The sequence below is a fragment of the Bradyrhizobium sp. 157 genome (assembly GCF_023073815.1).
Lineage (GTDB): Bacteria > Pseudomonadota > Alphaproteobacteria > Rhizobiales > Xanthobacteraceae > Bradyrhizobium.
The window spans coordinates 19,188-41,886 of record NZ_JADPKF010000015.1; the positions used below are offsets into that span (position 1 = coordinate 19,188).

At 62.9% G+C, this 22,699-nt stretch carries 29 protein-coding genes and 1 pseudogene; 22 read left to right on the forward strand and 8 right to left on the reverse strand.

Annotation, left to right across the window (positions count from 1 at the left end; genetic code table 11):
* The first annotated feature begins 14 nt into the window (after positions 1-14).
* Complete coding sequence (locus tag IVA95_RS02730) at positions 15-752, forward strand: GntR family transcriptional regulator (protein ID WP_247509106.1); 738 nt, start codon at positions 15-17, stop codon at positions 750-752.
* On the forward strand, positions 749-1,774 hold the full coding sequence (locus IVA95_RS02735) for a histone deacetylase family protein (protein ID WP_247509107.1): 1,026 nt from the start codon (positions 749-751) through the stop codon (positions 1,772-1,774). Before IVA95_RS02730 ends, IVA95_RS02735 begins: the two co-directional genes overlap by 4 nt.
* 27 nt (positions 1,775-1,801) lie before the next feature.
* Here IVA95_RS02735 and IVA95_RS02740 read toward each other — a convergent pair.
* Together IVA95_RS02740 and IVA95_RS02745 are read right to left on the reverse strand one after the other, a co-directional pair.
* A pseudogene (locus tag IVA95_RS02740) lies at positions 1,802-2,599 on the reverse strand (Mrp/NBP35 family ATP-binding protein); the annotation flags it as partial.
* A gap of 61 nt (positions 2,600-2,660) precedes the next feature.
* Complete coding sequence (locus tag IVA95_RS02745) at positions 2,661-4,652, reverse strand: 4Fe-4S binding protein (RefSeq protein WP_247509108.1); 1,992 nt, start codon at positions 4,650-4,652, stop codon at positions 2,661-2,663.
* A gap of 235 nt (positions 4,653-4,887) precedes the next feature.
* Here IVA95_RS02745 and IVA95_RS02750 point away from each other — a divergent pair, with 235 nt between their 5' ends.
* The 13 genes from IVA95_RS02750 (at position 4,888) to IVA95_RS02810 (ending at position 16,241) form a co-directional block, all read left to right on the forward strand.
* The gene (locus tag IVA95_RS02750; protein ID WP_247509184.1) at positions 4,888-5,622 is read left to right on the forward strand and encodes a biotin/lipoate--protein ligase family protein; all 735 of its coding nucleotides are present in this window, start codon (positions 4,888-4,890) and stop codon (positions 5,620-5,622) included.
* Positions 5,623-5,629: 7 nt separating this feature from the next.
* Positions 5,630-6,205 carry a DUF6505 family protein gene (locus tag IVA95_RS02755; RefSeq protein WP_247509109.1) on the forward strand — a complete coding sequence of 192 codons (576 nt, stop codon included), beginning with the start codon at positions 5,630-5,632 and terminating at the stop codon, positions 6,203-6,205.
* Entirely contained in the window at positions 6,202-7,224 is a 1,023-nt protein-coding gene (locus IVA95_RS02760; protein ID WP_247509110.1) for a DUF6352 family protein, read from the forward strand. The genes IVA95_RS02755 and IVA95_RS02760 overlap by 4 nt, the downstream gene beginning before the upstream one ends.
* A gap of 21 nt (positions 7,225-7,245) precedes the next feature.
* A complete protein-coding gene (locus IVA95_RS02765; protein ID WP_247509111.1) occupies positions 7,246-7,764 on the forward strand; it encodes a DUF3305 domain-containing protein in 519 nt (172 codons plus the stop codon).
* Positions 7,761-8,465 carry a DUF3306 domain-containing protein gene (locus tag IVA95_RS02770; protein ID WP_247509112.1) on the forward strand — a complete coding sequence of 235 codons (705 nt, stop codon included), beginning with the start codon at positions 7,761-7,763 and terminating at the stop codon, positions 8,463-8,465. Before IVA95_RS02765 ends, IVA95_RS02770 begins: the two co-directional genes overlap by 4 nt.
* 125 nt (positions 8,466-8,590) lie before the next feature.
* Entirely contained in the window at positions 8,591-9,379 is a 789-nt protein-coding gene (locus IVA95_RS02775; protein ID WP_247509113.1) for a Cro/CI family transcriptional regulator, read from the forward strand.
* 34 nt (positions 9,380-9,413) lie between these two features.
* Positions 9,414-9,623 (forward strand): hypothetical protein, encoded by a 210-nt coding sequence (locus tag IVA95_RS02780; RefSeq protein ID WP_213252375.1) that lies wholly within the window; start codon positions 9,414-9,416, stop codon positions 9,621-9,623.
* 13 nt (positions 9,624-9,636) lie between these two features.
* Positions 9,637-12,603: a formate dehydrogenase subunit alpha gene (locus IVA95_RS02785; RefSeq protein WP_247509114.1), complete on the forward strand. Its 2,967-nt coding sequence runs from the start codon at positions 9,637-9,639 to the stop codon at positions 12,601-12,603.
* A gap of 14 nt (positions 12,604-12,617) precedes the next feature.
* Complete coding sequence (gene fdh3B / locus IVA95_RS02790) at positions 12,618-13,214, forward strand: formate dehydrogenase FDH3 subunit beta (RefSeq protein ID WP_028348819.1); 597 nt, start codon at positions 12,618-12,620, stop codon at positions 13,212-13,214.
* Positions 13,215-13,281: 67 nt separating this feature from the next.
* The gene (locus IVA95_RS02795; RefSeq protein WP_247509115.1) at positions 13,282-14,307 is read left to right on the forward strand and encodes a formate dehydrogenase subunit gamma; all 1,026 of its coding nucleotides are present in this window, start codon (positions 13,282-13,284) and stop codon (positions 14,305-14,307) included.
* 35 nt (positions 14,308-14,342) lie between these two features.
* The gene (locus IVA95_RS02800; RefSeq protein WP_247509116.1) at positions 14,343-14,498 is read left to right on the forward strand and encodes a hypothetical protein; all 156 of its coding nucleotides are present in this window, start codon (positions 14,343-14,345) and stop codon (positions 14,496-14,498) included.
* 8 nt (positions 14,499-14,506) lie between these two features.
* Positions 14,507-14,893: a DUF971 domain-containing protein gene (locus tag IVA95_RS02805; RefSeq protein WP_213252372.1), complete on the forward strand. Its 387-nt coding sequence runs from the start codon at positions 14,507-14,509 to the stop codon at positions 14,891-14,893.
* Between the two features lie 13 nt (positions 14,894-14,906).
* Positions 14,907-16,241 (forward strand): c-type cytochrome, encoded by a 1,335-nt coding sequence (locus IVA95_RS02810; RefSeq protein WP_247509117.1) that lies wholly within the window; start codon positions 14,907-14,909, stop codon positions 16,239-16,241.
* Between the two features lie 30 nt (positions 16,242-16,271).
* Here the strand turns inward: IVA95_RS02810 and IVA95_RS02815 are convergent, their stop codons facing one another.
* Positions 16,272-16,484 (reverse strand): hypothetical protein, encoded by a 213-nt coding sequence (locus tag IVA95_RS02815; protein WP_247509118.1) that lies wholly within the window; start codon positions 16,482-16,484, stop codon positions 16,272-16,274.
* A gap of 200 nt (positions 16,485-16,684) precedes the next feature.
* Complete coding sequence (locus IVA95_RS02820) at positions 16,685-16,912, reverse strand: hypothetical protein (RefSeq protein ID WP_213252369.1); 228 nt, start codon at positions 16,910-16,912, stop codon at positions 16,685-16,687.
* A 160-nt stretch (positions 16,913-17,072) separates the two neighbouring features.
* Between IVA95_RS02820 and IVA95_RS02825 the strand changes: the two genes are divergently transcribed.
* Both IVA95_RS02825 and IVA95_RS02830 read left to right on the forward strand, forming a co-directional pair.
* Entirely contained in the window at positions 17,073-17,417 is a 345-nt protein-coding gene (locus tag IVA95_RS02825; protein ID WP_247509119.1) for a cupin domain-containing protein, read from the forward strand.
* Positions 17,418-17,445: 28 nt separating this feature from the next.
* Positions 17,446-17,595: a hypothetical protein gene (locus IVA95_RS02830; protein WP_213252367.1), complete on the forward strand. Its 150-nt coding sequence runs from the start codon at positions 17,446-17,448 to the stop codon at positions 17,593-17,595.
* 181 nt (positions 17,596-17,776) lie between these two features.
* On the opposite strand, the gene IVA95_RS02835 is transcribed toward IVA95_RS02830, so the two are convergent.
* Positions 17,777-18,004, reverse strand: coding sequence for a DUF2188 domain-containing protein (locus IVA95_RS02835; protein WP_213252366.1), 228 nt, complete (start codon positions 18,002-18,004; stop codon positions 17,777-17,779).
* Positions 18,005-18,442: 438 nt separating this feature from the next.
* On the opposite strand from IVA95_RS02835, the gene IVA95_RS02840 reads away from it, so the two are divergent.
* The 3 genes from IVA95_RS02840 to IVA95_RS02850 all read left to right on the forward strand — a co-directional run bounded on the left by IVA95_RS02840 (position 18,443) and on the right by IVA95_RS02850 (position 19,151).
* Complete coding sequence (locus IVA95_RS02840; protein ID WP_213252365.1) at positions 18,443-18,598, forward strand: hypothetical protein; 156 nt, start codon at positions 18,443-18,445, stop codon at positions 18,596-18,598.
* A gap of 49 nt (positions 18,599-18,647) precedes the next feature.
* Positions 18,648-18,833, forward strand: coding sequence for a hypothetical protein (locus IVA95_RS02845; RefSeq protein WP_213252411.1), 186 nt, complete (start codon positions 18,648-18,650; stop codon positions 18,831-18,833).
* A gap of 81 nt (positions 18,834-18,914) precedes the next feature.
* On the forward strand, positions 18,915-19,151 hold the full coding sequence (locus IVA95_RS02850) for a hypothetical protein (RefSeq protein ID WP_057847844.1): 237 nt from the start codon (positions 18,915-18,917) through the stop codon (positions 19,149-19,151).
* A gap of 417 nt (positions 19,152-19,568) precedes the next feature.
* Here IVA95_RS02850 and IVA95_RS02855 read toward each other — a convergent pair whose 3' ends face one another.
* Entirely contained in the window at positions 19,569-19,739 is a 171-nt protein-coding gene (locus IVA95_RS02855; RefSeq protein ID WP_247509120.1) for a hypothetical protein, read from the reverse strand.
* 158 nt (positions 19,740-19,897) lie between these two features.
* Between IVA95_RS02855 and IVA95_RS02860 the strand changes: the two genes are divergently transcribed.
* Positions 19,898-20,488, forward strand: a complete 591-nt coding sequence (locus IVA95_RS02860; protein ID WP_247509121.1) for an NUDIX domain-containing protein — start codon at positions 19,898-19,900, stop codon at positions 20,486-20,488.
* 39 nt (positions 20,489-20,527) lie between these two features.
* On the opposite strand, the gene IVA95_RS02865 is transcribed toward IVA95_RS02860, so the two are convergent.
* Together IVA95_RS02865 and IVA95_RS38710 are read right to left on the reverse strand one after the other, a co-directional pair.
* Positions 20,528-21,385, reverse strand: coding sequence for an SDR family oxidoreductase (locus tag IVA95_RS02865; protein ID WP_247509122.1), 858 nt, complete (start codon positions 21,383-21,385; stop codon positions 20,528-20,530).
* A gap of 50 nt (positions 21,386-21,435) precedes the next feature.
* Positions 21,436-21,564 carry a hypothetical protein gene (locus IVA95_RS38710; RefSeq protein WP_256470142.1) on the reverse strand — a complete coding sequence of 43 codons (129 nt, stop codon included), beginning with the start codon at positions 21,562-21,564 and terminating at the stop codon, positions 21,436-21,438.
* A gap of 4 nt (positions 21,565-21,568) precedes the next feature.
* On the opposite strand from IVA95_RS38710, the gene IVA95_RS02870 reads away from it, so the two are divergent.
* On the forward strand, positions 21,569-22,687 hold the full coding sequence (locus IVA95_RS02870; RefSeq protein WP_247509123.1) for an NAD(P)/FAD-dependent oxidoreductase: 1,119 nt from the start codon (positions 21,569-21,571) through the stop codon (positions 22,685-22,687).
* The last annotated feature ends 12 nt before the right edge of the window (positions 22,688-22,699 follow it).

The following is a 22,699-nucleotide window of genomic DNA, read 5'->3' on the forward strand; positions in this document are numbered from 1 at the left end:
AGCCGATGCGGCCTATGTCTCTTCCGGTTGGACTACCGGCACTTGCGGACAGCGATCTGGTCGGCCAGATCGCCCGGATCCTGATGCAGGCCATTGTTCAGGGGCGGCTGCCCCCGGGCTCCAAGGTGGTGGAGGCGGGGGTTGCCCGAGAATTAGGCGTCAGCCGTGCTCCGGTGCGCGAGGCCGCGCGCCTTCTGGAGAAACAGGGGCTGCTGGTCGCGAGCCCACGACGCGGCTTTTTCGTCCGCAAACTCGAGATCAGGAACATCGACGAAATCTACGATCTGCGTCTGTGCATCGAACGGCACGCCGGCGTGCTGGCGGCGCAGCGGCTCACGCCGGAGTCGCGCGACGCGCTGCGGCGGCAAATCGATGTGCTGCACAGGACTGCCGATCTCGATGATCCCGCCCGGCAGGTGGAAGAGGACTATCGCTTTCACCGGCTGATTTTTGAAATCGCAGACAACCGCCGCCTGCTGCGGCTGTTCGATGATCTCGCAGCAGAACTGCGTATGGTCATCGGCCTGATCGGCCGCCTCTACGATGACCCGCATGAGATCGCGAGGACGCACGAGCCGCTGCTGGCGGCGATCGAAGCCGGTCATCCCGAGCGCATCACCGCGCATGTCGACTACCATATCGGCCACGCCTGGCGCGAAGTCGGCAGGCTGGTGCGAGAGCTTACGCCGCCGCTCGGCAATGCCACTGAACCGAGCGGTATCCTGTTCCCAAGCAACGGAGTATCCGTGTGAAGGCCGTCTACACCGAACTGCATCGAAGCCACGATCCGCAATTCTTCCTGGTGCGCGGCGTCATCAAGCGCACCACCGAGCAGCCCGAACGCGCCGATCGGCTGCTGGCCGGGTTGAAGGCCGGCAAGCACAGCCTCGTCGAGCCGACGGTGTTCGGGCAGGGCCCGCGGGCGCGCGTTCACAGCGCGGAGTATCTGCGTTTTATGGAGGAAGCCTGGGACGCCTGGGTCGCGCTCGGTGACTCCGGCTCGGAGATGATCGCCAACATCCACCCCGTTCGCTACGGTGCGACATACCCAACCCATATCGTCGGCCGCCTTGGCTGGCACGCGGCGGATACGGCGGCTCCGATCGGCAAGGGCACTTACGCCGCCGCCTGTGCCGCCACCGATGTCGCTGCGACTGCGGCGCAACTCGTCATGGACGGCGAAGACGCTGTGTATGCGCTGTGCCGACCGCCGGGCCATCACGCCTATGCCGACATGTCGGGCGGCTTCTGTTTCTTCAATAACAGCGCGGTGGCAGCGGCGCAGCTTCGGCTGCAGCATGAGCGCGTCGCAATCCTCGATGTCGACGTGCATCACGGCAACGGGACGCAGGGCATCTTCTACGAGCGCTCCGACGTACTGACGGTGTCGATTCACGCCGATCCCGTGTTCTTCTATCCCTTCGTGTGGGGGTACGCACACGAGCGCGGCGCCGGTCCCGGCCTCGGCGCTAATCTGAATATCCCGTTGCCGAAGGGCACCGGGGATGACGATTACATCATGGCGCTCGGCGACGCCGAAAAAACCATCCGCGCGTTTGCGCCCGGCGCCCTGGTGGTGGCGCTCGGTCTCGACGCCTCAGAGCACGATCCGCTCGCCGGGCTTGCGGTGACAACGGCCGGCTTCCGCCGCATCGGCGCCGCCATCGCGCGGCTGGGCCTTCCAACCGTTTTCGTTCAGGAGGGCGGTTATCTCTCGGATATTCTCGGCGCCAATCTCACGGCCGTGCTCGGCGGCTTCGAAGAGGCGCGTTAGCGGGTCCGCCGATACGCTGTGCCGCGGCTACTCGATGACGATGCGCGGCGGCGGCCGGTGCGCTGCGCCGGTTACGATCGCGGTCCAGATTTCACGGGCAATGCTGATGTAATGCTTTGCGTGGACACCGTCGGGCTCGATCGCGACGATGGGGCGGCCCTCGTCCGAAGTTTTCCGGATCTGCATGTCGAGCGGGATCTCACCGAGATAGGGAATGCCGCGGCGTTCGGCTTCCATCCGCGCGCCGCCGTGGCCGAAGATCGGCGTCACATGGTTGCAGGTCGGGCAGCAGAAGCTCGACATATTCTCGATCACGCCCAGGATCGGAATGCTCACCTTTTGAAACATCGCGATGCCACGCCGCGCGTCGATCAGCGCGATGTCCTGCGGCGTCGAGACGATGATCGCGCCGGCGAGCGGCGCCTGTTGCGCCATGGTGAGCTGCGCATCGCCGGTGCCGGGCGGCAGATCGACGACGAGAATATCGAGGTCGTCCCATGCCACCTCGCGCAGCATCTGCGTAATGGCCGAGATCACCATCGGCCCGCGCCAGATCATGGCGTTGTCTTCCTCGACCAGAAAGCCGATCGACATCACCTTGACGCCAAAGCGCTCCAGCGGCTCCAGCATGCGCGGGCCGAGCTGGCGCGGCTTGCCGCGCAGTCCGAACAGTTTTTGTTGCGACGGACCGTAGATGTCGGCATCGAGAATGCCAGTTTTCAGTCCAAGCGCGGCGAAGCCGAGCGCGAGGTTGCAAGAGGTGGTGGACTTTCCGACGCCGCCCTTGCCGGAGGCGACGGCGATGACGTGCTTGACGCCGGGAATGCCGGCGGCCTTCGACGTCGCGCGGGCCTTGAGATCTGGAGAGGTGGCGGGCACAGGCTGCTCACGATCCAAGCGGATCGTCCTTCTTCGCTTCGCGCGCGCGTAAATAATCTTCGGTCGACATGACCGGCGGGCGCTGCGGCACCGCATGCGGGTCGAAGCTTTCGTTAATAACCGCTTCGACGCGGCAGTCCGCGCACATCTTGATGACGTCGAGGCGCTTGGCGTTGGCACCCTGGAACATCCAGTGCCTCTCGCCGCCGAGTTTGGCCAGCACGCGTTCGATCGAGCTCTTGGTGCCGAACGGTTTGCCGCAGGCGATGCAGTTGAACGGCTCTTCTTCCTTCAGCACGCGTTGCGGCGTGTTCCAGGCCTGGAAGTCGAGACGCGGTTCGATGCTGATGACCTTCTCGGGGCAGGTGGACTGGCAAAGCCCGCACTGCACGCAAAGGCTTTCGGTGAACCGCAGCATCGCGCGGTCGGGGTTGTCGGACAGCGCGCCGGTTGGGCAGGCGGTGACGCAGGCATGGCAGAGCGTGCAACCTTCGACATTCAGGTTCACGGTGCCGAAGGGAGCGCCCGGCGCGAGCGGCACGACATCGACGGGCGTCGGTGCCGCGAGATGCAGCTCGCGAAACGTCGTTTCGAGTACGCCGCGCTTCGCACCGCGCGGCACAAAGCCGGCGGGCTTTTGTGTGTCGACCCCGCGAGGGGCGGCATCGAGCATGGCGCGCAGTTGGTCCGGATCGTCGGTTTCGATGATCTGGATGATGCCGGCGCCGAAGCCCAGCGCGCTAACGATCCGGTCCGACGTCTCGGCCGCGCGGCGAAGCGCCGCAATGTCGTGGCGGGGTTTTGCGCGCGTCAGCAGCGCGGCGCCGCAGCCGCCATAGGCGAAGACGGACGCGATGATCTCCGGTCCCACCTGGGTCACTTCGTTGACGCGCAGCGGCAGTACATTGGCCGGCAAGCCCTCGCCGAACCGTGCCAACGCATCGATGATGTCCTCGCCATGCTCGCCGTCGTGAAACAACACCACGGCGTCGCTGCCACCGGCCTTGCGGTAGGTCTGCAGCAGCGTGCGCAGCCGCCGCATCAGGGCATCTGCGCTTGGCAGCGCATAAGAGGCAGCGCCGGTCGGGCACACTGACGCGCAGGAGCCGCAGCCGGCACAGACGTTGGCGTCGATCGCAACCGCGTTCCCGTTCGGCGTGATTGCACCGGTCGGACAGAGGTCAAGACAGCGCGTGCAGCCGGTAATGGACGAGCGGGAATGTGCGCAGAGCGACGGCTCGAAATTGACAAAGCGCGGCTTGTCGAAAGTGCCGACCAGGCCACCGGCATCCGCGATCGCGCGCTCGACGGCGGCCTTGTCGCGCGGATCGGCGCGCAAATAGCCGGGACGCAGTTCATGCGCGGGGAACAGCGGTGTGCCGCCGGAGAGATCGAGGATCAGATCGCAGGTCGATGTCGCGCCATTGCGCGAGGATCCGAACACGAGCTTGGCGCGCGAGGACGGGGACGGCAGCGCGTAATCATCGATCGAAAGCTCGAACTGGCCGAGATGGCCGCGAGCGTTGCGGATCGTGCCTTTGAGCACGGGAAATTCGTTGGTCCGGCGCGGGGCCACGTCGCCGGGTTTGGTCAGAAGTACGGTAATGTCCAAACGATCGGCGAGACGCTGCGCCGCCTCAATGGCAATCTCGTCGCGGCCGTAGACCAGCGCAACGCCGCTGCTCTCGAGCGTCACCAGCGAGAGCGGGGGCATGTCTTCGCCCGCCGCAGCAATCAGCGCGGCTGCTTTCGGACCGGCCGCCGCGGCGTCCTTCGACCAGCCGCCGGTCTCGCGGATGTTGACGAAGGTGAGCTGGGCTTGCGGGGCGTTCTCCGCGACTTCCCGAAACAGCGGCGCTTCCTGGGTGCAGGCAACCGTAATCGGCGCTCCTTCGGCGAGCGCTTCCTTGAAGCGGTCGAGTTCGAGCCCGCAGAGCTGGTTTGCCTGCGTGACCTTGCCCGTGCAGCCACGACCGATCGCTTCCGCATCGAGCGGCATGGTCTTCTCGCAACTGCAGATCAGGAGGCGAGACGTCTCCGCACTCATTTTGAAATACCTTGAACCCGGAGGATCAACGGGTTGTTGCTTCATCCTACGGTTCTGCGGTAACCGCTCGGACGGATATCTGCAAGATACAAAGGCCGCTCGCGTGGCCAACTTGCGCGTAATAGCATACACAAGCGGCCCGTGGAGCAATTAGGGATAACCGCTCGTGATCGTTCGTCCAACAGATATGGAGCAGACGCTCGATTTGCCACCCGGTTATACTTTGGTCGCGTTGCGCGAGCTCGGCGACGCCTTTGCCCATGCTCGCGAGATCGCGGCCGAGGCGGGGGCCGGAACGCTGGTGTGGGTACGCCGCTACGATCTGGTCGAGTTCGCGGTGGTCCTTGAACCCGACGAGCCGCTCAGGTCGGCGCGGCGGGCGTTCTTTGCCGGCATGAACGCGCTGGCGGATGCGATTGCCGCCCATTGTCCGCCGGAGCGGGAGGTTGAGTTCGACTGGCCTGACGGCATCAGGTTCGACGCCGGACTGCTCGGCGGCGGACGGCTTGCCTGGCCCGCAGATTGCGCCGAGGACGAGGTGCCGGCATGGCTCGTTTTCGGCGTTATCCTGCGCGCTGCCGCCATGGCGCATGTTCCAGAGGTGCAGGCGGCGTCGGGCGTGTCCCTGCTGAGCGAAGGTTTCGAGATGGTCGATACTGACGCCATCATCGAAAGCTTCACCAGGCACCTGATGACTGCGTTCGACCGCTGGAAGGAGCGCGGTTTCGAGGCGATCGCGCGGGACTATCTGGAACGGCTTCCCAAGAGCAAGGCTGGTGAGCGCCGGGGCATCGACGTTAACGGCGATCTCCTGGTCAGCATGCCGGCCGGCGGCCGAGAGCCGGAGCGGAACCGTCTTGTGGATGCGCTTGCAAGAGCCAGTTGGTATGATCCGCAGGCGCGCGGTCCGAAATTCGGATGAGGCGGACATGCTGAAATTTCCGCGAACCATCAGGCTGGACCCGTCAGATACCTTTGTCTTCGAACGGGCGGCGGAACCCGGCGAATGGGCGGTTTCCGGCGCGTTCGTTTTTTGGAACCGGGATCCAGCCACGCTCGGCCAGAAGCAGCGCGTGGCGCTGCGTTCCGGCTTTCTCGGCATCGACAGCCTTGGATGGTCGACGCTTGCCATTGTCACCGAAGCGAGCGAAGCGGAGCGGCAGGCGATGATCGAACGCCTCACGGGGCAGTTGATGGAGAAATTCGGAGCGCCCGATGCGGATGCCGCGCGTCTTGCCGCCGAGGAAGAGATCGCGTTCGCAGCTTCCTTGTGCGAACACCCGCCGCAGACGCTGCTCGCCGTGCAGCGCAGTATCGAAAACGGCGAAATCCGCGAACGCTTTCGTACCCTCAAGGCGCGCCCGGCTGCCGCGGATGCCGACCGGTTGCACGCCCATGCCAGCGCCTTTACCTTCCATGAAGTCGAAGGCGATGTTGAACCTGCCGAAGAGGTCGATCTTCTCGGGCTGATCAGGACCGACGCCAAGACGACGGATCGTACATGAGAGAATTTTGGGTCGCCTCGGGCCATCACCTCACGCGCCGCGCCGATCATGGCGGGCTGGTCGCGACGCCCGAACTCATCATGGCCTATCTGGCGCGGCCCGAATTGATGCCGCCGGCCGATGCCTGCGAGGCCGAGCGCCATCTCCATGCGAGCCTGATGGCCGATCCGCTGCGCCCAGTCTCGAGCGCTGATATCGCCGCGCTGGCCGACGCCGACGCGCGGGAAAACTGGTCCTTCATGATGAATTTCCGCGACCGGTTGATGGCGGCCCCGTCGCTGGAGGCGGTCTATGTCGCGCTCGCCCGCAAGGGTGCCGGCGATCTGCCGCCGATCTTTCTGTCGCAATTGTGCCACCTGATCCTGCGCAACGTGCTCGAAGGCTGCGACGATCCTTATATTTTGCGGGCGGCCGAATTGTTCTATCGCAGCCAACTCGCGGCCATCCACGAAGGTACGCTGCTGCTGGCCGATGCGGAAGTCATCGAAGCGGAGCAGCATGCCCAGCACGACCTGCATTCATCGCCGCTGACAGCCATGCTGCAGCAGCCGAAGTCCTTCGGCGAGATGGATGTGATGGACGACGAAAACGCCTGGACCTACTGGTCGCGATCGGATGCGCATGCGATGGTGATGAATATCGGCGGCAACAAAAAAGCGCGCGCCGGACTATGCAGGGTCATCGAGCGGTGGATCGCTCATCTGCTGGGCGTTACCGTCAGCGTCGAAACCATTGCCGCGATCGAGGATCGCGACTGGCGCTGGTTCATCGGCCTTGACAGCGAGGCGACGCGGATCGGCAACGCGCTGTGGCGCGGCGAGCGGCTGGAGAATGCCGTTGCTGAACGGATTGTAGCCTTGATGCGCCTGACTTTCGAAGATATGCGGCTGGTGGATGAGCGGGTCGGCGACAAGCCGGTCTACCTCATCCTCGCCATGGGCGCGGACAAGGTCGTGAGACTAAAGCCGCAAAATCTGATCGCGGGCTTGCCGCTGGCCGCCGCCGCGAATGTCACATGATCCACCGAATGGAGGTGCGACATGGCAATGACTGAAGTATCCCGCGAGGTCGGCGTGGTGGTGCGGCGCCGTTCGATCGACAATCCCTGGATCGACCAATTGTGGTCGCCGGCGATGATTCTGGACGAAGTGCCCGCGACCGCACCGTGGACTGCGCTGTCCACCGAAGCCGATGCGACGACTTATTACGCGGGCTCGGCCAGCATCGATCTGTTCAGCTCGGAAACGGCGAACTATCGCGACAACCTTGCCGACGGCGAGCCGCGGATCTGGGTCGCGTTGCGGCGTCAGGACGGTGGCCATGAACTGGAGCTGACGAAAGTGACCGCCGACCCGACCGAAGGGGAGGCGATGTTCGAAAGCGGCTGCGACGTGATCGGCACCGTGCCGATGCCGCCCGAGATCGCGTCATGGATTGCGGCCTTCGTCGATCGATTCCATGTCGAGCGCGTGTTCCACAAGCGCAAGCGGGATCGCGCCAGCGGCGATCGGCCGCGCGTGCCGGGCGGCGGGCCGGACGAGAGGATGGGTCGCAAATGAGTGGTCCGGACGAGGCCGATCGGGAGAAGGGCTTTCTGGCGCGATGGTCGCAGCGCAAGCAGGAAGCAAAACAGGCTGAGCCGAAGCGGGACACACCGGCTGCCGAAAGCGGCGATTCGCCGGCTCCATCCCCAGCGCAAGCCGAAGCGGTCGAGCCGGAGTTCGATCTCTCGACGCTGCCCAAGCTCGAGGAGCTGACGGAGACCACCGATATCACCGCTTTTCTTCGCAAAGGCGTTCCCGACCATTTGCGGAATGCAGCTTTGCGTAAGTCCTGGGCTCTGGATCCCGCGATTCGCAACTACGTCAGTCCGGCACTTGAATATGCCTATGACTGGAACGCGCCGGGCGGTGTGCCGGGTGGCGGCGAACTCGGCACGGGCGTCGATGTGGCACGGCTGGTTGCACAAATCATGGGCGAGCCCACGGCTGAAACAACGAATTCCGTCGCAAATTCCGGAACTGAGGTGGCAGGTCCTTCGCCGCAGCCTGCTGAACGTCAACTCTCGGCAAAATCGCAGGAAGACCTTTCTGAGGGGTCTTTGCGACAGCCTGATGAACCCTCGACGGAAACGGAACTCGTTTCAGAGGCGAAACGGGACACAGAGGAACCTGCGTCGCTGCGCGAATCCGAGGCAGCGAAATGTGTTGCACCGCAGCAACGAGTGCGACGCCATGGCACCGCAAAACCGATTGTTTAGACAAAAGTATTTGCGGACATAGGCGGGGCCTATGCTACAAATTTCTTCCTGGAATAATTCCAGTTCTAAAGTGTGTGCCTGAATAAGAGGCACGCGGGCGCGGGCGGGGAGATATCGGTAGCACCATGCGTGATGCCGGACTGGAACTAGCAATTAAGGCAGTAGGTGGCGTCGGATCGCTGGCGCGGGGGTTAGGCATTGCGCAGCCCTCCGTTTCCGCATGGTCGCGTATTCCTGCCGAGCGGGTTCTCGCGGTCGAGGCGCTGACGCAGGTGGACCGTCTCGCCCTGCGTCCCGATCTCTACGGATCGTCCGAGGATCAGGTGACATCGAAATCCGAAATCGACGAGATCGACCAACTGCGTGCCGCTGAATACGGCCTGTTGTCGTTGCTGCTTGGCAAGGCGCCGGATGCGGAAACGCTGCAACGGGTTGCCACGCTGAAGGGTGACGGATCAGATCTCGGCATGGCGCATGTCGAACTCGCGTCCGCCGCTGCGGCGACGGACGACCGCGCCGTCAGCAAGGAGTTCTTCGATCTCTTCATCGGGCTCGGCCGCGGCGAGTTGCTGCCCTATGCCTCCTATTATCTCACCGGCTTTCTTCACGAGCGCCCGCTGGCGCGGGTGCGCGAGGATCTGCGTGCGCTTGGAATCGAGCGCGCAGGCACCTCGCGTGAGCCGGAAGATCACATCGCGATTCTGCTCGAAGTCATGGCTGGGCTCGCACGCGGCGACTTCGAGGCCGAGTTCGCCGAGCAGGCGCGCTTTTTCGAGCGTCATCTCAAGCCGTGGGCGGCGCGGATGTTCGCCGATCTGGAAATATCGCAATCGGCGCGCTTCTACCGCGCCGTCGGCCGCACCGGCCGTGTCTTCATGGAATTGGAATCTGAGGCCTTCACGCTGTCCGAGTGACGGCGATGAGGCAACGTGACAAGGGGAGAATGCAATGAGCAAGCCATCTGACAATAAGTCACGGGCCACAGTGGTGGATCGGCGCAGCCTGTTTCTGATGGGCGGTTCGGCGGTCGCTGCAGCAGCCGTTGTGCCGCTTGCGGGCAGCGAGGCGGCTGCGGATGAGTCGCAGGCCGAGCGCGTCAAGGCGCGCTACAAGGAAAGCGATCACGTCAAGAATTTCTATCGCGTAAACCGCTATTGATGGGACGACGCACATGTTGATGAAGCGAAGAGACGGATCCGCGGGCAAGGCGCGTTTGCAAGGTATCGCCGCCGGCCTCGCGTCGGGAGTTCTCGACCGCCGTACGTTCTTGCGTCGGTCCGGTCTGGCGGCCGGTGCGGGCGCCGCGATCGGCCTGATGCCGCTCGGCTCTGTGCGCAAGGCGCAGGCCGGTCCTGAGAAGGTCGGCGCACCGACCGAAATCAGGAAGAACATCTGCACGCATTGCTCGGTCGGTTGCACCGTGATCGCCGAAGTGCAGAACGGCGTCTGGGTCGGCCAGGAGCCGGCCTGGGACAGCCCGATCAACCGCGGCTCGCATTGCGCCAAGGGCGCGGCGGTGCGCGAACTCGTCCATGGCGACCGCCGGCTGAAATACCCGATGAAGCTGGTCAACGGCGAGTGGCAGAAGATCTCGTGGGATCAGGCCATCAACGAGATCGGCGACAAGATGCTCGAGATCCGCGCCAAGTCAGGCGCCGATTCCGTCTATCTGCTCGGCTCCGCGAAATTCTCCAACGAGGGCGGCTACCTGTTCCGCAAGTTCGCGGCGTTCTGGGGTACCAACTCGATCGACCACCAGGCCCGCATCTGCCATTCGACCACTGTTGCCGGCGTCGCCAATACCTGGGGCTACGGCGCAATGACGAATTCCTACAACGACATGCGCAACTCGAAGACGATTGTCTTCATGGGCTCGAACGCCGCCGAAGCGCATCCAGTGTCGTTGCAGCACATCCTCTCCGGCAAGGAGCTGAACCGCGCCAACGTGTTCGTGCTCGATCCGCGCTTCACCCGCACCGCGGCGCATGCCACCGAATATGTGAGGTTCCGCGGCGGCACCGATATTGCCGTGATCTGGGGCATGTTGCACCACATCTTTAACAATGGCTGGGAAGACAAGGAATTCATCAAGCAACGCGTCTACGGCATGGACCAGATCCGCGCCGAAGTTGCGAAGTGGACGCCGGAAGAGGTCGAACGCGTTACGGGAATTCCCGGCGAGCAACTGAAGAAAGTTGCCGAGACCTTCGCAAAGCAAAAGCCATCGACCATTGTCTGGTGCATGGGCGGCACCCAGCACACCGTCGGCACCGCCAATGTCCGCGCTTATTGCAACCTGTTGCTCGCGACGGGCAACGTCGGGTCCTTCGGCTCGGGCGCCAACATCTTCCGCGGCCACTGCAACGTGCAGGGCGCGACCGATATCGGGCTCGATATCGTGACGCTGCCGCTCTATTACGGTCTGGTCGAAGGCGCGTGGAAGCATTGGGCCCGCGTCTGGGAGGTCGAATACGATTACCTGCAGTCGCGCTTCGACGAAGTCCCGGCGAAGGCGGGCCGTCCGGCACGCACCCGCAAGCAGAACATGGAGCTGCCGGGCATCCCGTGGACCCGCTGGTTCGATGCGACGCTGTCCAATCCCGACGATGTCGATCAGCGCGATGCCGTGAAGGGCGTGGTCATCATGGGCCACGGCGGCAATACCGTGCCGCGCATGACGGAGATGGTGAAGGGTCTCGAAAAGCTCGAACTGCTCGTGGTCGCCGATCCGCATCCGACGACCTTTGCCGCGATCTCCGATCGGAAGAACGGTACCTATCTGCTGCCGGCCTGTACCCAGTTCGAGACCTCGGGCTCGCGTACGGCGTCCAACCGCTCGCTGCAGTGGGGCGAGCAGATCGTCAAGCCGATCTTCGAATCGAAGGACGACTACGAGATCATCTATCTGCTGTCAGAGAAGCTCGGATTCGCCGACAAGATGTTCAAGAACATCAAGGTCGAGAACAAGCGACCGGTGCCTGAGGACCTGCTCCGCGAAATCAACCGCGGCGGCTTCTCGACCGGCTATTCCGGCCAATCGCCGGAGCGGCTGAAGGCGCACATGAAGAACCAGGGCAAGTTCGACCTGGTGACGCTGCGCGCCAAGGCGGACGAGCCCGAGATCGGCGGCGACTATTACGGCCTGCCATGGCCGTGCTGGGGCACGCCGCAGATCCGGCATCCAGGAACGCATACGCTCTACAACACCAACCTGCATGCCAAGGATGGCGGCGGCACGTTCCGCGCCCGCTTCGGCGTGGTCTATGAAGAGAAGCAGCCGGACGGCTCGGTGAAAAACGTCAACCTGCTGTCTGAAGGCTCTTACAGCAAGGGTTCGGAGCTGACCGACGGCTATCCCGAGTTCACCTACGGCGTGCTCAAGAAGCTCGGCTGGGACAAGGATCTCACCGCGGAAGAGCTGGCCACCATCAACAAGATCGGCGGCAACAATCCCGACGGCGTCGGTTGGGCGGTTGACCTGTCCGGCGGCATCATTCGCGTCACGCTGGAGCACGGCGTGATGGCGTATGGCAACGGCAAGGCCCGCGCGGTGGCGTGGAATCTGCCGGATCCCGTGCCGGTGCATCGCGAGCCGATCTACACCGCGCGGCCCGATCTCGTCGCGAAGTACCCGACGCGTCCGGACGGGCGGCAGTTCCGCATGGCCAATCTCGGCTTCTCGATTCAGAAGGCGGCGGTGGAGAAGGGGCTTGCCAAGCAATTCCCGATCATCCTGACCTCGGGACGCCTCGTGGAGTACGAAGGCGGCGGCGAGGAAACGCGGTCGAACAAATGGCTCGCGGAATTGCAGCAGGACATGTTCGTCGAGGTCAACACCTCGGATGCCGCCGAGCGCGGCATCAAGGATGGCGGCTGGGTTTGGGTGTACGGCCCGGAAAACAACTCGAAGGCCCGCGTCAAGGCGCTGGTCACCGACCGAGTGGGGAAGGGCGTGGCCTTCATGCCTTTCCACTTCTCCGGCTGGTTCCAGGGCGTCGACCAGCGCAGCAAATATCCGAAGGGCGCAGATCCGATCGTGCTGGGCGAAAGCGTCAACACGATCACGTCCTACGGCTATGACCCCGTTACCGGCATGCACGAGGGTAAGGTGACCCTGTGCCAGATCCAAGCGGCGTGAGAGGAGAATAGATCATGGCTCGCGTCAAATTTCTTTGTGATGCCGACCGTTGCATCGAGTGCAACGCCTGCGTGACGGCCTGCAAGAACGAACATGAAGTGCCGTGGGGCATCAATCGCCGCCGGGTCGTCACCATCAATGATGGCAAGCCCGGCGAACGCTCGGTCTCCATGGCTTGCATGCACTGCACGGATGCGCCGTGCGCCGCGGTGTGCCCGGTGTCGTGCTTCTACACCACCGCCGACGGCGTGGTGCTGCACTCCAAGGATCTGTGCATCGGCTGCGGCTACTGCTTCTACGCTTGTCCGTTCGGCGCGCCGCAATATCCGAAGGTCGGCAACTTCGGATCGCGCGGCAAGATGGACAAGTGCACCTACTGCGCGGGCGGACCGGAAGCCGACTCGACGCCGGCCGAATACGCCAAATACGGCGCCAACCGTCTGGCCGAAGGCAAGCTCCCGATCTGTGCCGAGATGTGCTCGACCAAGTCGCTGCTCGCCGGCGACGGCGCCATCATCGCCGAGATCTACAAGGAGCGGGTGATGAAGCGCGGCTACGGCTCGGGCATGTGGGGCTGGAAGACCGCCTACAGCGATTCGCCGACCGGCTGATGCAACGGCCGCCGCGTTTTGGCGCGGCGGCATCAGGGTAATTCCGATAACCGAAAGGCGTTGGCAAATGCCAGGCTCACTTTCAATTCTCAGATTCGCGGTGTTCAAACCGCTGTTCGCGGCATTCGCTTTGCTGTTCGTTCTCGCACAGCCCGCGGCTGCACAGATTTCGTTCAAGCCGACCGCCGAGGCCGTTCAGGAAGACAAGCTCCTGAACGCGCTGAAGGAGGGTGACAAGATCACCGGGCGCGTATCGATCCCCGACGGGATGGCTGCCAGCTTGATCCAGCCCGCCGGGCGCGACTGGCGCGACTTCCAGCGTAGCAAGCTGCCGTGGATCGGCGGCATTTCCATCGTCGGCATGCTGGCTGTGCTCGCGATCTTCCTGATGGTGCGCGGCCGGATTCGCGTGCATGAGGGGTTCTCAGGGAAGACGATGCTGCGCTTCGCCAGTTTCGAGCGGTTTACACACTGGCTCACGGCAAGCTGCTTCATCATCCTGGCGCTCTCGGGCCTGAACGTCAGCTTCGGACGCACCCTGATCTTGCCGCTGTTCGGCCCCGACGCTTTTGCGACTATGTCAGCCTGGGCCAAGCTTGCGCACAACTACCTGGCATTCCCGTTCATGCTGGGTCTTGCGATCATGTTCCTGATCTGGATCAAGGATAACATCCCCAGCAAGCTGGACCTGGAGTGGATCAAGCAGGGCGGAGGGCTTCTGTCTGACGACAAGCATCCGCCGGCCAAGCGCTTCAATGCGGGCCAGAAGGGCATTTTCTGGATCGTGATCATCGGCGGCGTGCTGATGTCGGTGTCCGGCTGGTTCCTGCTGTTCCCGTATCTGCCCGGCAACGTCACGGCGCTCCAGTTCTGGACGGTGATCCATGCCGTGGTCGCGATGCTCTTCATCGCCGTCATGCTGGCGCACATCTATATCGGCTCGATCGGCATGGAGGGGGCGTTCGACGCGATGGGAACCGGCGAGGTTGATCTCAACTGGGCCAAGGAACATCATGCGCTCTGGGTCAAGGAACAGCAGGCAAAGGGCGAAGCTCCATCGGACGGTACGGCCCGCGCAGTGCCGGCCGAATAGTCCGGTTGGACCCAAGCAAAACGTGGGGAAGTGACATGAAATCTTTTGTTGCGGCGGTGGCATTCGCAGTCTTTGCTGCTGTCGGCGTTGCGATGGTGCTCAACAACTTTCAGGAGTCGAGCTCCGTCGCCTTTACGACCACGGGCGCCAGGGTCGGCGATCCCGGCCATAATCTGATCGGCCCGAGCTGACGCCGGCGGTGGGCGCGCCTGACGTCACGCTGGCGTGGCCGGTCGAAATCCGCCTGCCGAAGGATCGCCGCAGCTTGCGCGTTACCTTCGACGATGGGCGCACATTCGATCTCTCCGCCGAATTGCTCAGGGTCACCAGCCCGTCGGCCGAAGTGCAGGGGCATTCCGAGGCGGAGCGCAAGACCGTCGGCGGCAAACGCAATGTCACCATTCTTTCGGTCGATCCTGTCGGCAATTATGCCGTCAGAATAGGGTTCGACGATATGCACGCGACCGGCATCTACTCCTGGACGTTCTTGCGCGATCTCGGTGAGAATGCCGAGCGGCGCTTTCAGGACTACCTCGACGACCTGCAAGCCAAGGGGCTCGACCGCGACAGGCCGGGCGTACGCTAAAGGGCCGGCGGGAATGGCATCCAGCGATTCGGCGAAAGCTTCACGTCGCAAGGCAGGCCGGTCGACGCTTCTGGCGCTTGCGGCCGTGCTGATCGCGCTGCCGATCGGCGCAACGGCTGCCCTCGCGCAACTGCGCGGGCATGGCGGGCCGGTTCGGGCGCTGGCGATCTCGGCCGATGGTCAAAGCGCGATCTCCGGCAGTTTCGATTCAACTGCGATCCGCTGGTCGCTGACGCGCAATGCGGCCGAGCAGGTGCTTCGTTTCCATTCCGACGCAATCAACGCGGTCGTGCTGCTCGGGGAGGGACGCGCAGCGACCGCCGGCGCTGACGGTCGCATCGCCATCTGGACCTTTGGCAAGGCAGAGCCCGACGCGGTGTTCGAAGGCCACACGGCGCCGATCGTAGCGCTCGCCGTGTCGCCTGATGGCGCGACGCTCGCGTCGGCGTCGTGGGATCACACGGTGCGGCTCTGGCCGCTCGCAGGCGGTGCGCCGCGGGTATTTGATGAGCATACGCAGAACGTCAATGGCGTGGCGTTTACGGCCGACGGCCGCACGCTGGTCAGCGTCAGCTACGATCTCAGCGTTCGCATCTGGCCGCTGTCGGGCGCGCAGGCGCCGACCGTCGTTCCGATGCCGACACCGCTCAACGCCGTGGCGGCGGGCCGTGACGGTGAAATCGCGGTCGGCGGTGCCGACGGCAAGGTTTACTTCCTGACCGCCGGCGGCGCGCGCGCCGGCGAACTCGCGGCAGGGCCAAGGCCGGTGATCTCGATTGCGATTTCACCTGATGGCGCGCATGTGGCCGCCGCGGGCATCGGCGGCACGGTCGCCGTGATCGACCGCAAGGCGCGTACGCTCGCGCGCACGCTGGTCGGCCCGGGCTTGCCGGTCTGGTCGGTCGTATTCGCACCCGACAGCCGTACGCTGCTCACGGGCGGCGCTGATAACATCATCCGCCGCTGGAACGCCGCGACAGGCGAGCCGGTCGATCCGCTCCTCGTGGAAACGGCAGGAGATCCGCTCGCCGCCTATGCCGGCGATCGCGGCGCGGAAATCTTCCGCGCTTGCGTCGCCTGCCATACGCTCGGCGCCGATCAGGCCAACCGTGCAGGGCCGACGCTCGCCGGCATCTTCGGCCGACGAATTGCAACCGCGCCCGGATATCATTTTTCCGAAGCGCTTAAGCGCCTTGATATCGTCTGGACGCCGGAGACGGTTTCGAAACTGTTCGAGGTCGGGCCGCAGGCCTACACGCCCGGCACCAAGATGCCGGAGCAGCGCATCGGCTCGGAGCAGGACCGCGCCGCGCTGGTGCAATTCCTCGAGCGGGCGACAAAGCGATAGCGCGCTCGACGCGGCGCTCTCGCGATGTCGTCAATGCTTCGCGGGCGCCGAAAACACCAGCGACATATCCTCGAAATCCTCGATGGGAAGCTTGTTGACGCCTGCGGCGGCCGCCGTCTTCTTCGACGGTGCTACGCCGGTGGTTAAGTCAGAACGGTCGTTGGAAATTGAGTATGAACGCAACGTGGTTGCGGCAGCGAGCAGGGCGACTGCCACGAATCCGGAAATCAACAAATGCTTCATGGAAAACTCCGTTGGCTCGATATGCAGTGTGGCTTGCCACCACCGCATTACGGCCAACGGTCACGCGCGCATGTGGTCTACGTCACCTATCACGATCTTGTTTTTGACGATCGGGCCGGTTCCCTTGCTCCGTAACGAAATGCGCCCCCGCATTTGCTGACGTTTCGGTCGGCGAACTACCCAGATGGAGTGGAATCTGCTTACGGAGCAGGACGACGACCGGTCCGCGGGTTGAGCGGACCCGTTGGCCGGCGCCTCAGGGCTTCCGGCAGGAATTTTTCGTCCGGAGCGGCAACGGCGCTGGCGCGAACGTCCGCCGCGGTTTGGGCGCGTTCGTGCTCGGTCTGATTGTCCTTGAACTTTCGCTTTACGTCGAGGCCACCAACGGGATCGTTGACGCCGTGTTGAATGTCCCTGAAGTCGTCCACAAAATCCTCCCGACTTCCATCGATCCGCACGTCCGGAAACGCGGACCGGAGAACCAGGTTCCTCCTGCGCCCGTCAGGAGGCGCCGTTAAATTGAAGCATTAAGTGGAACCGGCAGTGCCACGCCCAATTGACTCCAGGTGAAGCGAGATGGAGCGGCAGATGAGCGACAGCACCGTCAAGAAGGTATCCAGCAAAACCGCACCCAAGGGGACGATGGGTCAAACCTACCTCGTTTCCGGCAAACGCCTCTCGATGCGATTATGGGAAAACGAGCAGCCGAAAACCGACGTGTCCGAACCGAGAGATTACGAAACCGTGGGCTATGTTGTGAATGGACGTGCTGAACTTGTTGTCGAGGGCCAGACGATAAGGCTGGAGCCAGGCGACTCTTGGCTGGTGCCCGCGCATGCTGAACACAGCTATCGCATTCTTGAGCCATTTACGGCCGTGGAGGCGACCGCGCCGCCCGCGCAAGTGCATGGCCGCGACGAAGTAAAAGCGTAGTCATACAACAAGTTTTTGGGAGAACGTGATGGGACTCGAAGCCGTCTATTTCATCGGAGCGTTCGTACTTCTCACCGCGCTGATCTATGGGACGCTGAGTTATCATTATCGCAACAGGGCCGCGACGCGGGCCGGCGATGAAATCGTGAAGCAGCGGTATCGGGAAAACCAGGGCTGAAGCCGAAAAATTCGATGCTCTAACAGAGTATCTTCGTAGCTGGATGGGCCAACAGGGCGCGCGAATACACGCCCGATGACAAGCTCCGCGACATCCGGGTTGTCTCGGGCACGGGTCCCGGATGTCGCTTCGCCCATCCGCTACAACTCTACATCCGCCTGCGCTGGGCGGGGGACCGCATTCACTGCACGCCTTGCGAGTCCTCGGCGCCGAGTGGGGCCTTGTAGCCGCCGTCGCGACCGGGGACGCCGATATGAATCTCGTGCCCCTGGCGCATCGCCAGCGACGCCGCGGCGACGGCCGCTTCGAAGGCTGCTTCCTTCGTGTCGTATCTATGCGGCGCATTCCCGTCATGGAGGACCGTCCACCCGTCCGGCTCGGAGACGATCATGTATTCAGCCAATCCCATCGGAGCCTCCTTGCTGTTCGCAAGGCCAACGTGGAGACCGTTGCCCGGTTCCGATCGCTTAGCAGGGCGTCACGTGCGCTGTGTGCCGGGTCTCGGGGGGATCCTGCTGTGAAGGATCCGTCAGTCTTTCGGGGGACGTCCACGCTTGGCAAATGTCAGTCCCTGCATGTCGGCCGCGTTTTGTAAGAGACCTGCGCGCTTCAAAGCTTCGCTTCGTGCAGGACCATGAGGCATGGCCCGCGCTTGCTCCAGCGCTGTCAGCGCTTCGATATGCAGGTCCGGCTGGGGCCGATCTTCGATCTTTTTCCTGTCCATTTGGAAAGATTAGGAGGCGGGAACCTTACCTGTCTGCACGGTTCTGGACGTTGGAACCCAGAGTTCACCGATTTATCGGAACTAAGTCCCGTGCTTTCCGCTTCCAATTCTGGAGGTGTCCCAATGAGCAAGGAAAAGCCCACCGATGATCCGCGCCAGCAGACCGACTGGGGATCGCACAAGCAGACCGACAAACCGTGGAAGGAGAAGCCGGAGAAGGAGCAACGGTCGTCATCGAAAGTAGACCTGGAAAAATGGCGTGAGACCAACACCCATTAGCCTTACTGCGCCTATGACGCCGTAGAATTAGCGACGCGCTACGGGATGGATGGAGATGCGGCAGATGCTTGAAGAGAAATTGAGGGAAGCGATCGTTGCTGAGCTGAAACGGCAAGCGGCGAATAATCCGCAGTCGCTGAGCATCGATGACTCCGAAGGCCTCGTCGTCAAGGGCAAGATCGATCTGGACGACCTGACGATGGTGATTGCGGGAGCTGTTGCCGGAGGACCGTGACGCATCCGCGACGGCCGCCTCCGCTACTGCAGGAACGGAGATTGCAGCCGGGCGTTCTCCCAAAAATGCTTGGACGCGAAGATGACGGAACCGCTGCCTCTGTTGATAGAGAGTTCGATCGAAATCGCCTGGGACTATCTCGAGCGTACGGGAGAGCTGGGCGATGCGATGGTGGCCGGCCGCTTCCTCAGCGACACGATAGAATTGATGGTGCGGCGTGGCGAGCGGCGGCGGCTGATGCTGGCCAACAAGGCAATCGCGGCCTATCAGCAATTCAGGAGGCAGCAGTCCGAACATCCGGTGCTTGCCTCGGCCTGATGGCGCGTTCGTATCGGAACGCTTTGCGCAAGCGCCAGTTGAAGAGTCGCTTCGATGAAGAAAGCGATCCTGGCTTGCACATGCGCCTTGTTGCTATCGACGGGCGGCGCGTTCGCGCAAATGCAGCCGGCCCCTGGCGCATCAAGCCAAGGCAACGTTGGCCCCGGCGCTACCAAGAGCACGACCAAACACACCAACACGAAAAAGGGAATGACGACGGGGACGGCTACCGGCAAAATAAGGGCCAGAAGCTCGTCGAGCAGCGCCCCGTCCAGCATGGGAAATGTCGGACCTGGCACCAGCAACGTTACCGGCCCGCAACCCGGCGGCCGTTAGTCCCTTACGAATGCCGTTATCCGCGGATAGCGGCATTTGTCTGGTCCGTGCGTAACATAGCCGGCAGGCTCGATCCTCATATCATGCCCGCTGCTCTGCGGCTTTCCGCCGAAGCTCCTCGATCATCTGCTGGGCCCCCGACCGAGTCAGCAATTCACCGGACTTGTCGGGAATGTCAGCGGCGTCGCAGAGGCGCTTGATTTCCTTCCTCTGCTCCTCCGTCATCGGATCAGTATGCGCATTCAGGACCATGGCGACCTCCTTTTCCTTGACTAACGTGAAGGATGGAGGCGCGTTCCGGTCCGTGCATGGGGATGGGGAGTGCGTTGGCAATAATCGCCGCGGAGTAGCTGCTGTTCGCTTACCCGAAGGGATCGAAGCTTGATCACCGGCGTTTAGAGCTCATGAAAATGGACGGCGAGACCGTGCGCATATGTGAGGTCAAGACCATTGCTCAGGGCAAGGGCAAGCTGATCCGCGTGAGCTACGAACAGCGCAGGCGTGACGGCGAACGACAACAGCGCCAGCGCGAAGTTTACGACAACGGCAATTCAGCCGTCATTCTGCCCTACGATCCCGATCGCAAGACTGTGCTGCTCACCCGGCAATTGCGGCTGCCGATATTTTTGCAGGACGGCACGGAGCGAACCGTAGAGGCGTGCGCCGGCAAGCTCGATGGCGAGGAGGCCGAACGGCGCATTGAGAAAGAGGTGCGGGAGGAGCTCGGCTACAAGGTATCGAAGCTGGAACGGCTGTTGGAGCTCTACGTGAGCCCGGCCGCGATCATGGAACAGATCGTGTTCTTTACCTGCGCCTATTCGCCGGCAGACAAGGTGTCCGGCGGTGGCGGGCTCAAGGAGGAGGGGGAAGATATTGAGGTGGTCGAGATCACCCTGGAGCAGGCTGCTGCGATGGTCGCAAATGGGGAAATCGTCGACGCAAAGACGGTCGTTCTCGTTCAGTATCTGCGTGGTCGCATGCAAGCTGCCACTCGCAGCTAGTCCCGGCATCGGCTGCCGCAGTCGGCAGGCGTTCGTTGGTTACAGGAACGGCTTTCCACCGGTAACCGCAATCGTCGCGCCGGAGACGTAGCTGGACAGCGGATCGGCCAGCATGACGTAGGCGGTAGCCAGTTCGACGGGCTGGCCGGGCCGCTGCATTGGAACCTGTTTGCCGAAGTTCTCCACGGACTCTTCCGGCAGGGTAGAGGGAATGAGCGGCGTCCAGATCGGCCCGGGCGCGACCGCATTGGCGCGGATGCCCTTCTCGGCCAGCATCTGCGCCAGCCCTGCCGTGAAATTGTGGATCGCTCCCTTGGTCGTCGCATAGGCCAGCAGGCTAGGGTTGGGCACATCCGAATTGATCGATGCGGTGTTGATGATGCAGCTTCCCGGTTTCATAAGGGGTACGGCCGCCTTGGTGAGATAGAACATCGCATGGATGTTGACCTTGAAGGTCAACTCCCATTCCTCGTCGCTGATATCCTCGATCGATTTGAAGCTGGCCTGATGTGCGGCGTTGTTGACGAGGATGTCGATGCCGCCGAGCTCGGAGACAGCATTTGCAATCACGGCGCGGCAGTGATCGGGGTGCTGGATGTCGCCCGAAACAAGAACGGCCTTGCGGCCTGCTTCGGTGACCAGCCGTTCGGTGTCCCGGGCGTCATCGTGCTCATCCAGATAGGAGATCAGCACATCGGCTCCCTCCCTGGCGAACGCGATAGCGACCGCGCGGCCGATGCCGCTATCACCCCCGGTGATAACCGCCTTCTTGCCGTTGAGCCGGCCGCTGCCCTTGTAGGAAGTTTCGCCATGATCAGGCAGCGGATTCATCGCGCCGGTCGTGCCCGGCATCGGCTGGTACTGGCTGGGAAAAGGTGGCCGCGGATAGTGCAGCATTGTATCTCTCTCCTAAAAGCGGCGCCGGCCCTGCAGCCTTGGTGCTGCGGCTAGGTGAGGCGGTGGAGGTTTCCGAACGGATTGAGCTCGCTGGGTTCCTTATCCTCATCCTCGCTCTTGCGCTGTTCCGCCTTAGCTTCCTCTTGCAACTTACCGTCGCCGACGACTTCGGCGATCACTTCCTTGGTCTTCCCCGCAACTCGGCGGGTCGTCCGTTTAATGGTACCCATAATCGCGACCTGCGCTGTGGTGGGGTCTGCTCCAAGTCAATGTCCGACCGCCGCCTTCGTTCCTGTGCCCACAGCTATGCCGATGTCCCCATCGCAGCCGGCGCATAGGAACGTTGCGATACTCATCGCGCTTGGTTCGCCAGGGAGAGCGGTGAAGGTGATGCCAGGAGTTGAACCCGGAGATCTTGATGCGCTGATCATCGGCGGTGGACCGGCGGGGTTGACCTGCGCGACATATCTGGCGCGGTATCGGCGCAAAGTCGTCGTCGTCGATAGCGGGAAAAGCCGGGCAGCGCTGATTCCGGAGACGCATAACTACCCGGGCTTCGCGGATGGAATTGCCGGCACAAGCCTGCTTGAGGCGCTCACCTCCCAGGCAAAGACCTACGGCGTCGAGATCATCGGTGACTGGATTGCGGAACTGCAACGCGTTGAGGGCGGCTTCGAGGCGAGATATTCTCGGGGAATCATCGGAGCAAGGCGAGCCGTGATGGCAAGCGGATTGGTCGACCGCGATCTCGGCGATCCCGATCTGCGAGAGGCCGTCGGCTATGGGCTGGTTCGATACTGTCCGATATGCGACGGGTTCGAGGCATCTGACCTGCGTATCGGCGTGTTGGGAAGCGCCGACGACGCGGGCACAAAAGCGCTGTTTCTGCGCACCTATTCGAGACAGGTCACGCTGCTGACGCTGGACGGCAAGGACTGCGGCGAGCCATTCTCCCGCGAGTTGTCGGAAGCAGGCATTCGCTTGCCCGAGGCCCACGCGGTAGGCTTCCGCAGGCAGGACAAGCAAATGATCGTGTCGCTGAGCGATGGAACGGTCGAAGCGTTCGATGTGATCTATCCGGTCTTGGGCTGTGAAGTGCGCTCCGAGTTGGGACGGAAACTCGGTGCCCGCCACAACGATACCGGCTGTCTCGAAGTCGATGCACATCAACGCACGAATGTGCCGGGATTGTACGCCGTCGGAGATGCCGTTTCAGACCTGCACCAGATCGCGGTCGCAACCGGTCACGCGGCCGTCGCCGCCACCGATATCCATAACAGTTTGCCGCGCAACTTCCGCTGACGGTCGCTATGG

What these genes read in the sequence shown, in the direction of transcription:
- IVA95_RS02850 (WP_057847844.1), top strand. Translation starts at nt 18,915, where the DNA reads ATGACGGAACCGCTGCCTCTGTTGATAGAGAGTTCGATCGAAATCGCC.
- IVA95_RS02840 (WP_213252365.1), top strand. Translation starts at nt 18,443, where the DNA reads ATGAGCAAGGAAAAGCCCACCGATGATCCGCGCCAGCAGACCGACTGG.
- IVA95_RS02770 (WP_247509112.1), top strand. Translation starts at nt 7,761, where the DNA reads ATGAGTGGTCCGGACGAGGCCGATCGGGAGAAGGGCTTTCTGGCGCGA.
- IVA95_RS02845 (WP_213252411.1), top strand. Translation starts at nt 18,648, where the DNA reads ATGGAGATGCGGCAGATGCTTGAAGAGAAATTGAGGGAAGCGATCGTT.
- IVA95_RS02780 (WP_213252375.1), top strand. Translation starts at nt 9,414, where the DNA reads ATGAGCAAGCCATCTGACAATAAGTCACGGGCCACAGTGGTGGATCGG.
- IVA95_RS02795 (WP_247509115.1), top strand. Translation starts at nt 13,282, where the DNA reads ATGCCAGGCTCACTTTCAATTCTCAGATTCGCGGTGTTCAAACCGCTG.
- IVA95_RS02745 (WP_247509108.1), bottom strand. Translation starts at nt 4,652, where the DNA reads ATGCCGCTCGATGCGGAAGCGATCGGTCGTGGCTGCACGGGCAAGGTC.
- IVA95_RS02810 (WP_247509117.1), top strand. Translation starts at nt 14,907, where the DNA reads ATGGCATCCAGCGATTCGGCGAAAGCTTCACGTCGCAAGGCAGGCCGG.
- fdh3B (WP_028348819.1), top strand. Translation starts at nt 12,618, where the DNA reads ATGGCTCGCGTCAAATTTCTTTGTGATGCCGACCGTTGCATCGAGTGC.
- IVA95_RS02860 (WP_247509121.1), top strand. Translation starts at nt 19,898, where the DNA reads ATGGACGGCGAGACCGTGCGCATATGTGAGGTCAAGACCATTGCTCAG.
- IVA95_RS02815 (WP_247509118.1), bottom strand. Translation starts at nt 16,484, where the DNA reads ATGAAGCATTTGTTGATTTCCGGATTCGTGGCAGTCGCCCTGCTCGCT.
- IVA95_RS02730 (WP_247509106.1), top strand. Translation starts at nt 15, where the DNA reads ATGTCTCTTCCGGTTGGACTACCGGCACTTGCGGACAGCGATCTGGTC.
- IVA95_RS02830 (WP_213252367.1), top strand. Translation starts at nt 17,446, where the DNA reads ATGGGACTCGAAGCCGTCTATTTCATCGGAGCGTTCGTACTTCTCACC.
- IVA95_RS02750 (WP_247509184.1), top strand. Translation starts at nt 4,888, where the DNA reads ATGGAGCAGACGCTCGATTTGCCACCCGGTTATACTTTGGTCGCGTTG.
- IVA95_RS02800 (WP_247509116.1), top strand. Translation starts at nt 14,343, where the DNA reads ATGAAATCTTTTGTTGCGGCGGTGGCATTCGCAGTCTTTGCTGCTGTC.
- IVA95_RS02855 (WP_247509120.1), bottom strand. Translation starts at nt 19,739, where the DNA reads ATGGTCCTGAATGCGCATACTGATCCGATGACGGAGGAGCAGAGGAAG.
- IVA95_RS02865 (WP_247509122.1), bottom strand. Translation starts at nt 21,385, where the DNA reads ATGCTGCACTATCCGCGGCCACCTTTTCCCAGCCAGTACCAGCCGATG.
- IVA95_RS02825 (WP_247509119.1), top strand. Translation starts at nt 17,073, where the DNA reads ATGAGCGACAGCACCGTCAAGAAGGTATCCAGCAAAACCGCACCCAAG.
- IVA95_RS02765 (WP_247509111.1), top strand. Translation starts at nt 7,246, where the DNA reads ATGGCAATGACTGAAGTATCCCGCGAGGTCGGCGTGGTGGTGCGGCGC.
- IVA95_RS02785 (WP_247509114.1), top strand. Translation starts at nt 9,637, where the DNA reads ATGTTGATGAAGCGAAGAGACGGATCCGCGGGCAAGGCGCGTTTGCAA.
- IVA95_RS02760 (WP_247509110.1), top strand. Translation starts at nt 6,202, where the DNA reads ATGAGAGAATTTTGGGTCGCCTCGGGCCATCACCTCACGCGCCGCGCC.
- IVA95_RS02835 (WP_213252366.1), bottom strand. Translation starts at nt 18,004, where the DNA reads ATGGGATTGGCTGAATACATGATCGTCTCCGAGCCGGACGGGTGGACG.
- IVA95_RS02775 (WP_247509113.1), top strand. Translation starts at nt 8,591, where the DNA reads ATGCGTGATGCCGGACTGGAACTAGCAATTAAGGCAGTAGGTGGCGTC.
- IVA95_RS02755 (WP_247509109.1), top strand. Translation starts at nt 5,630, where the DNA reads ATGCTGAAATTTCCGCGAACCATCAGGCTGGACCCGTCAGATACCTTT.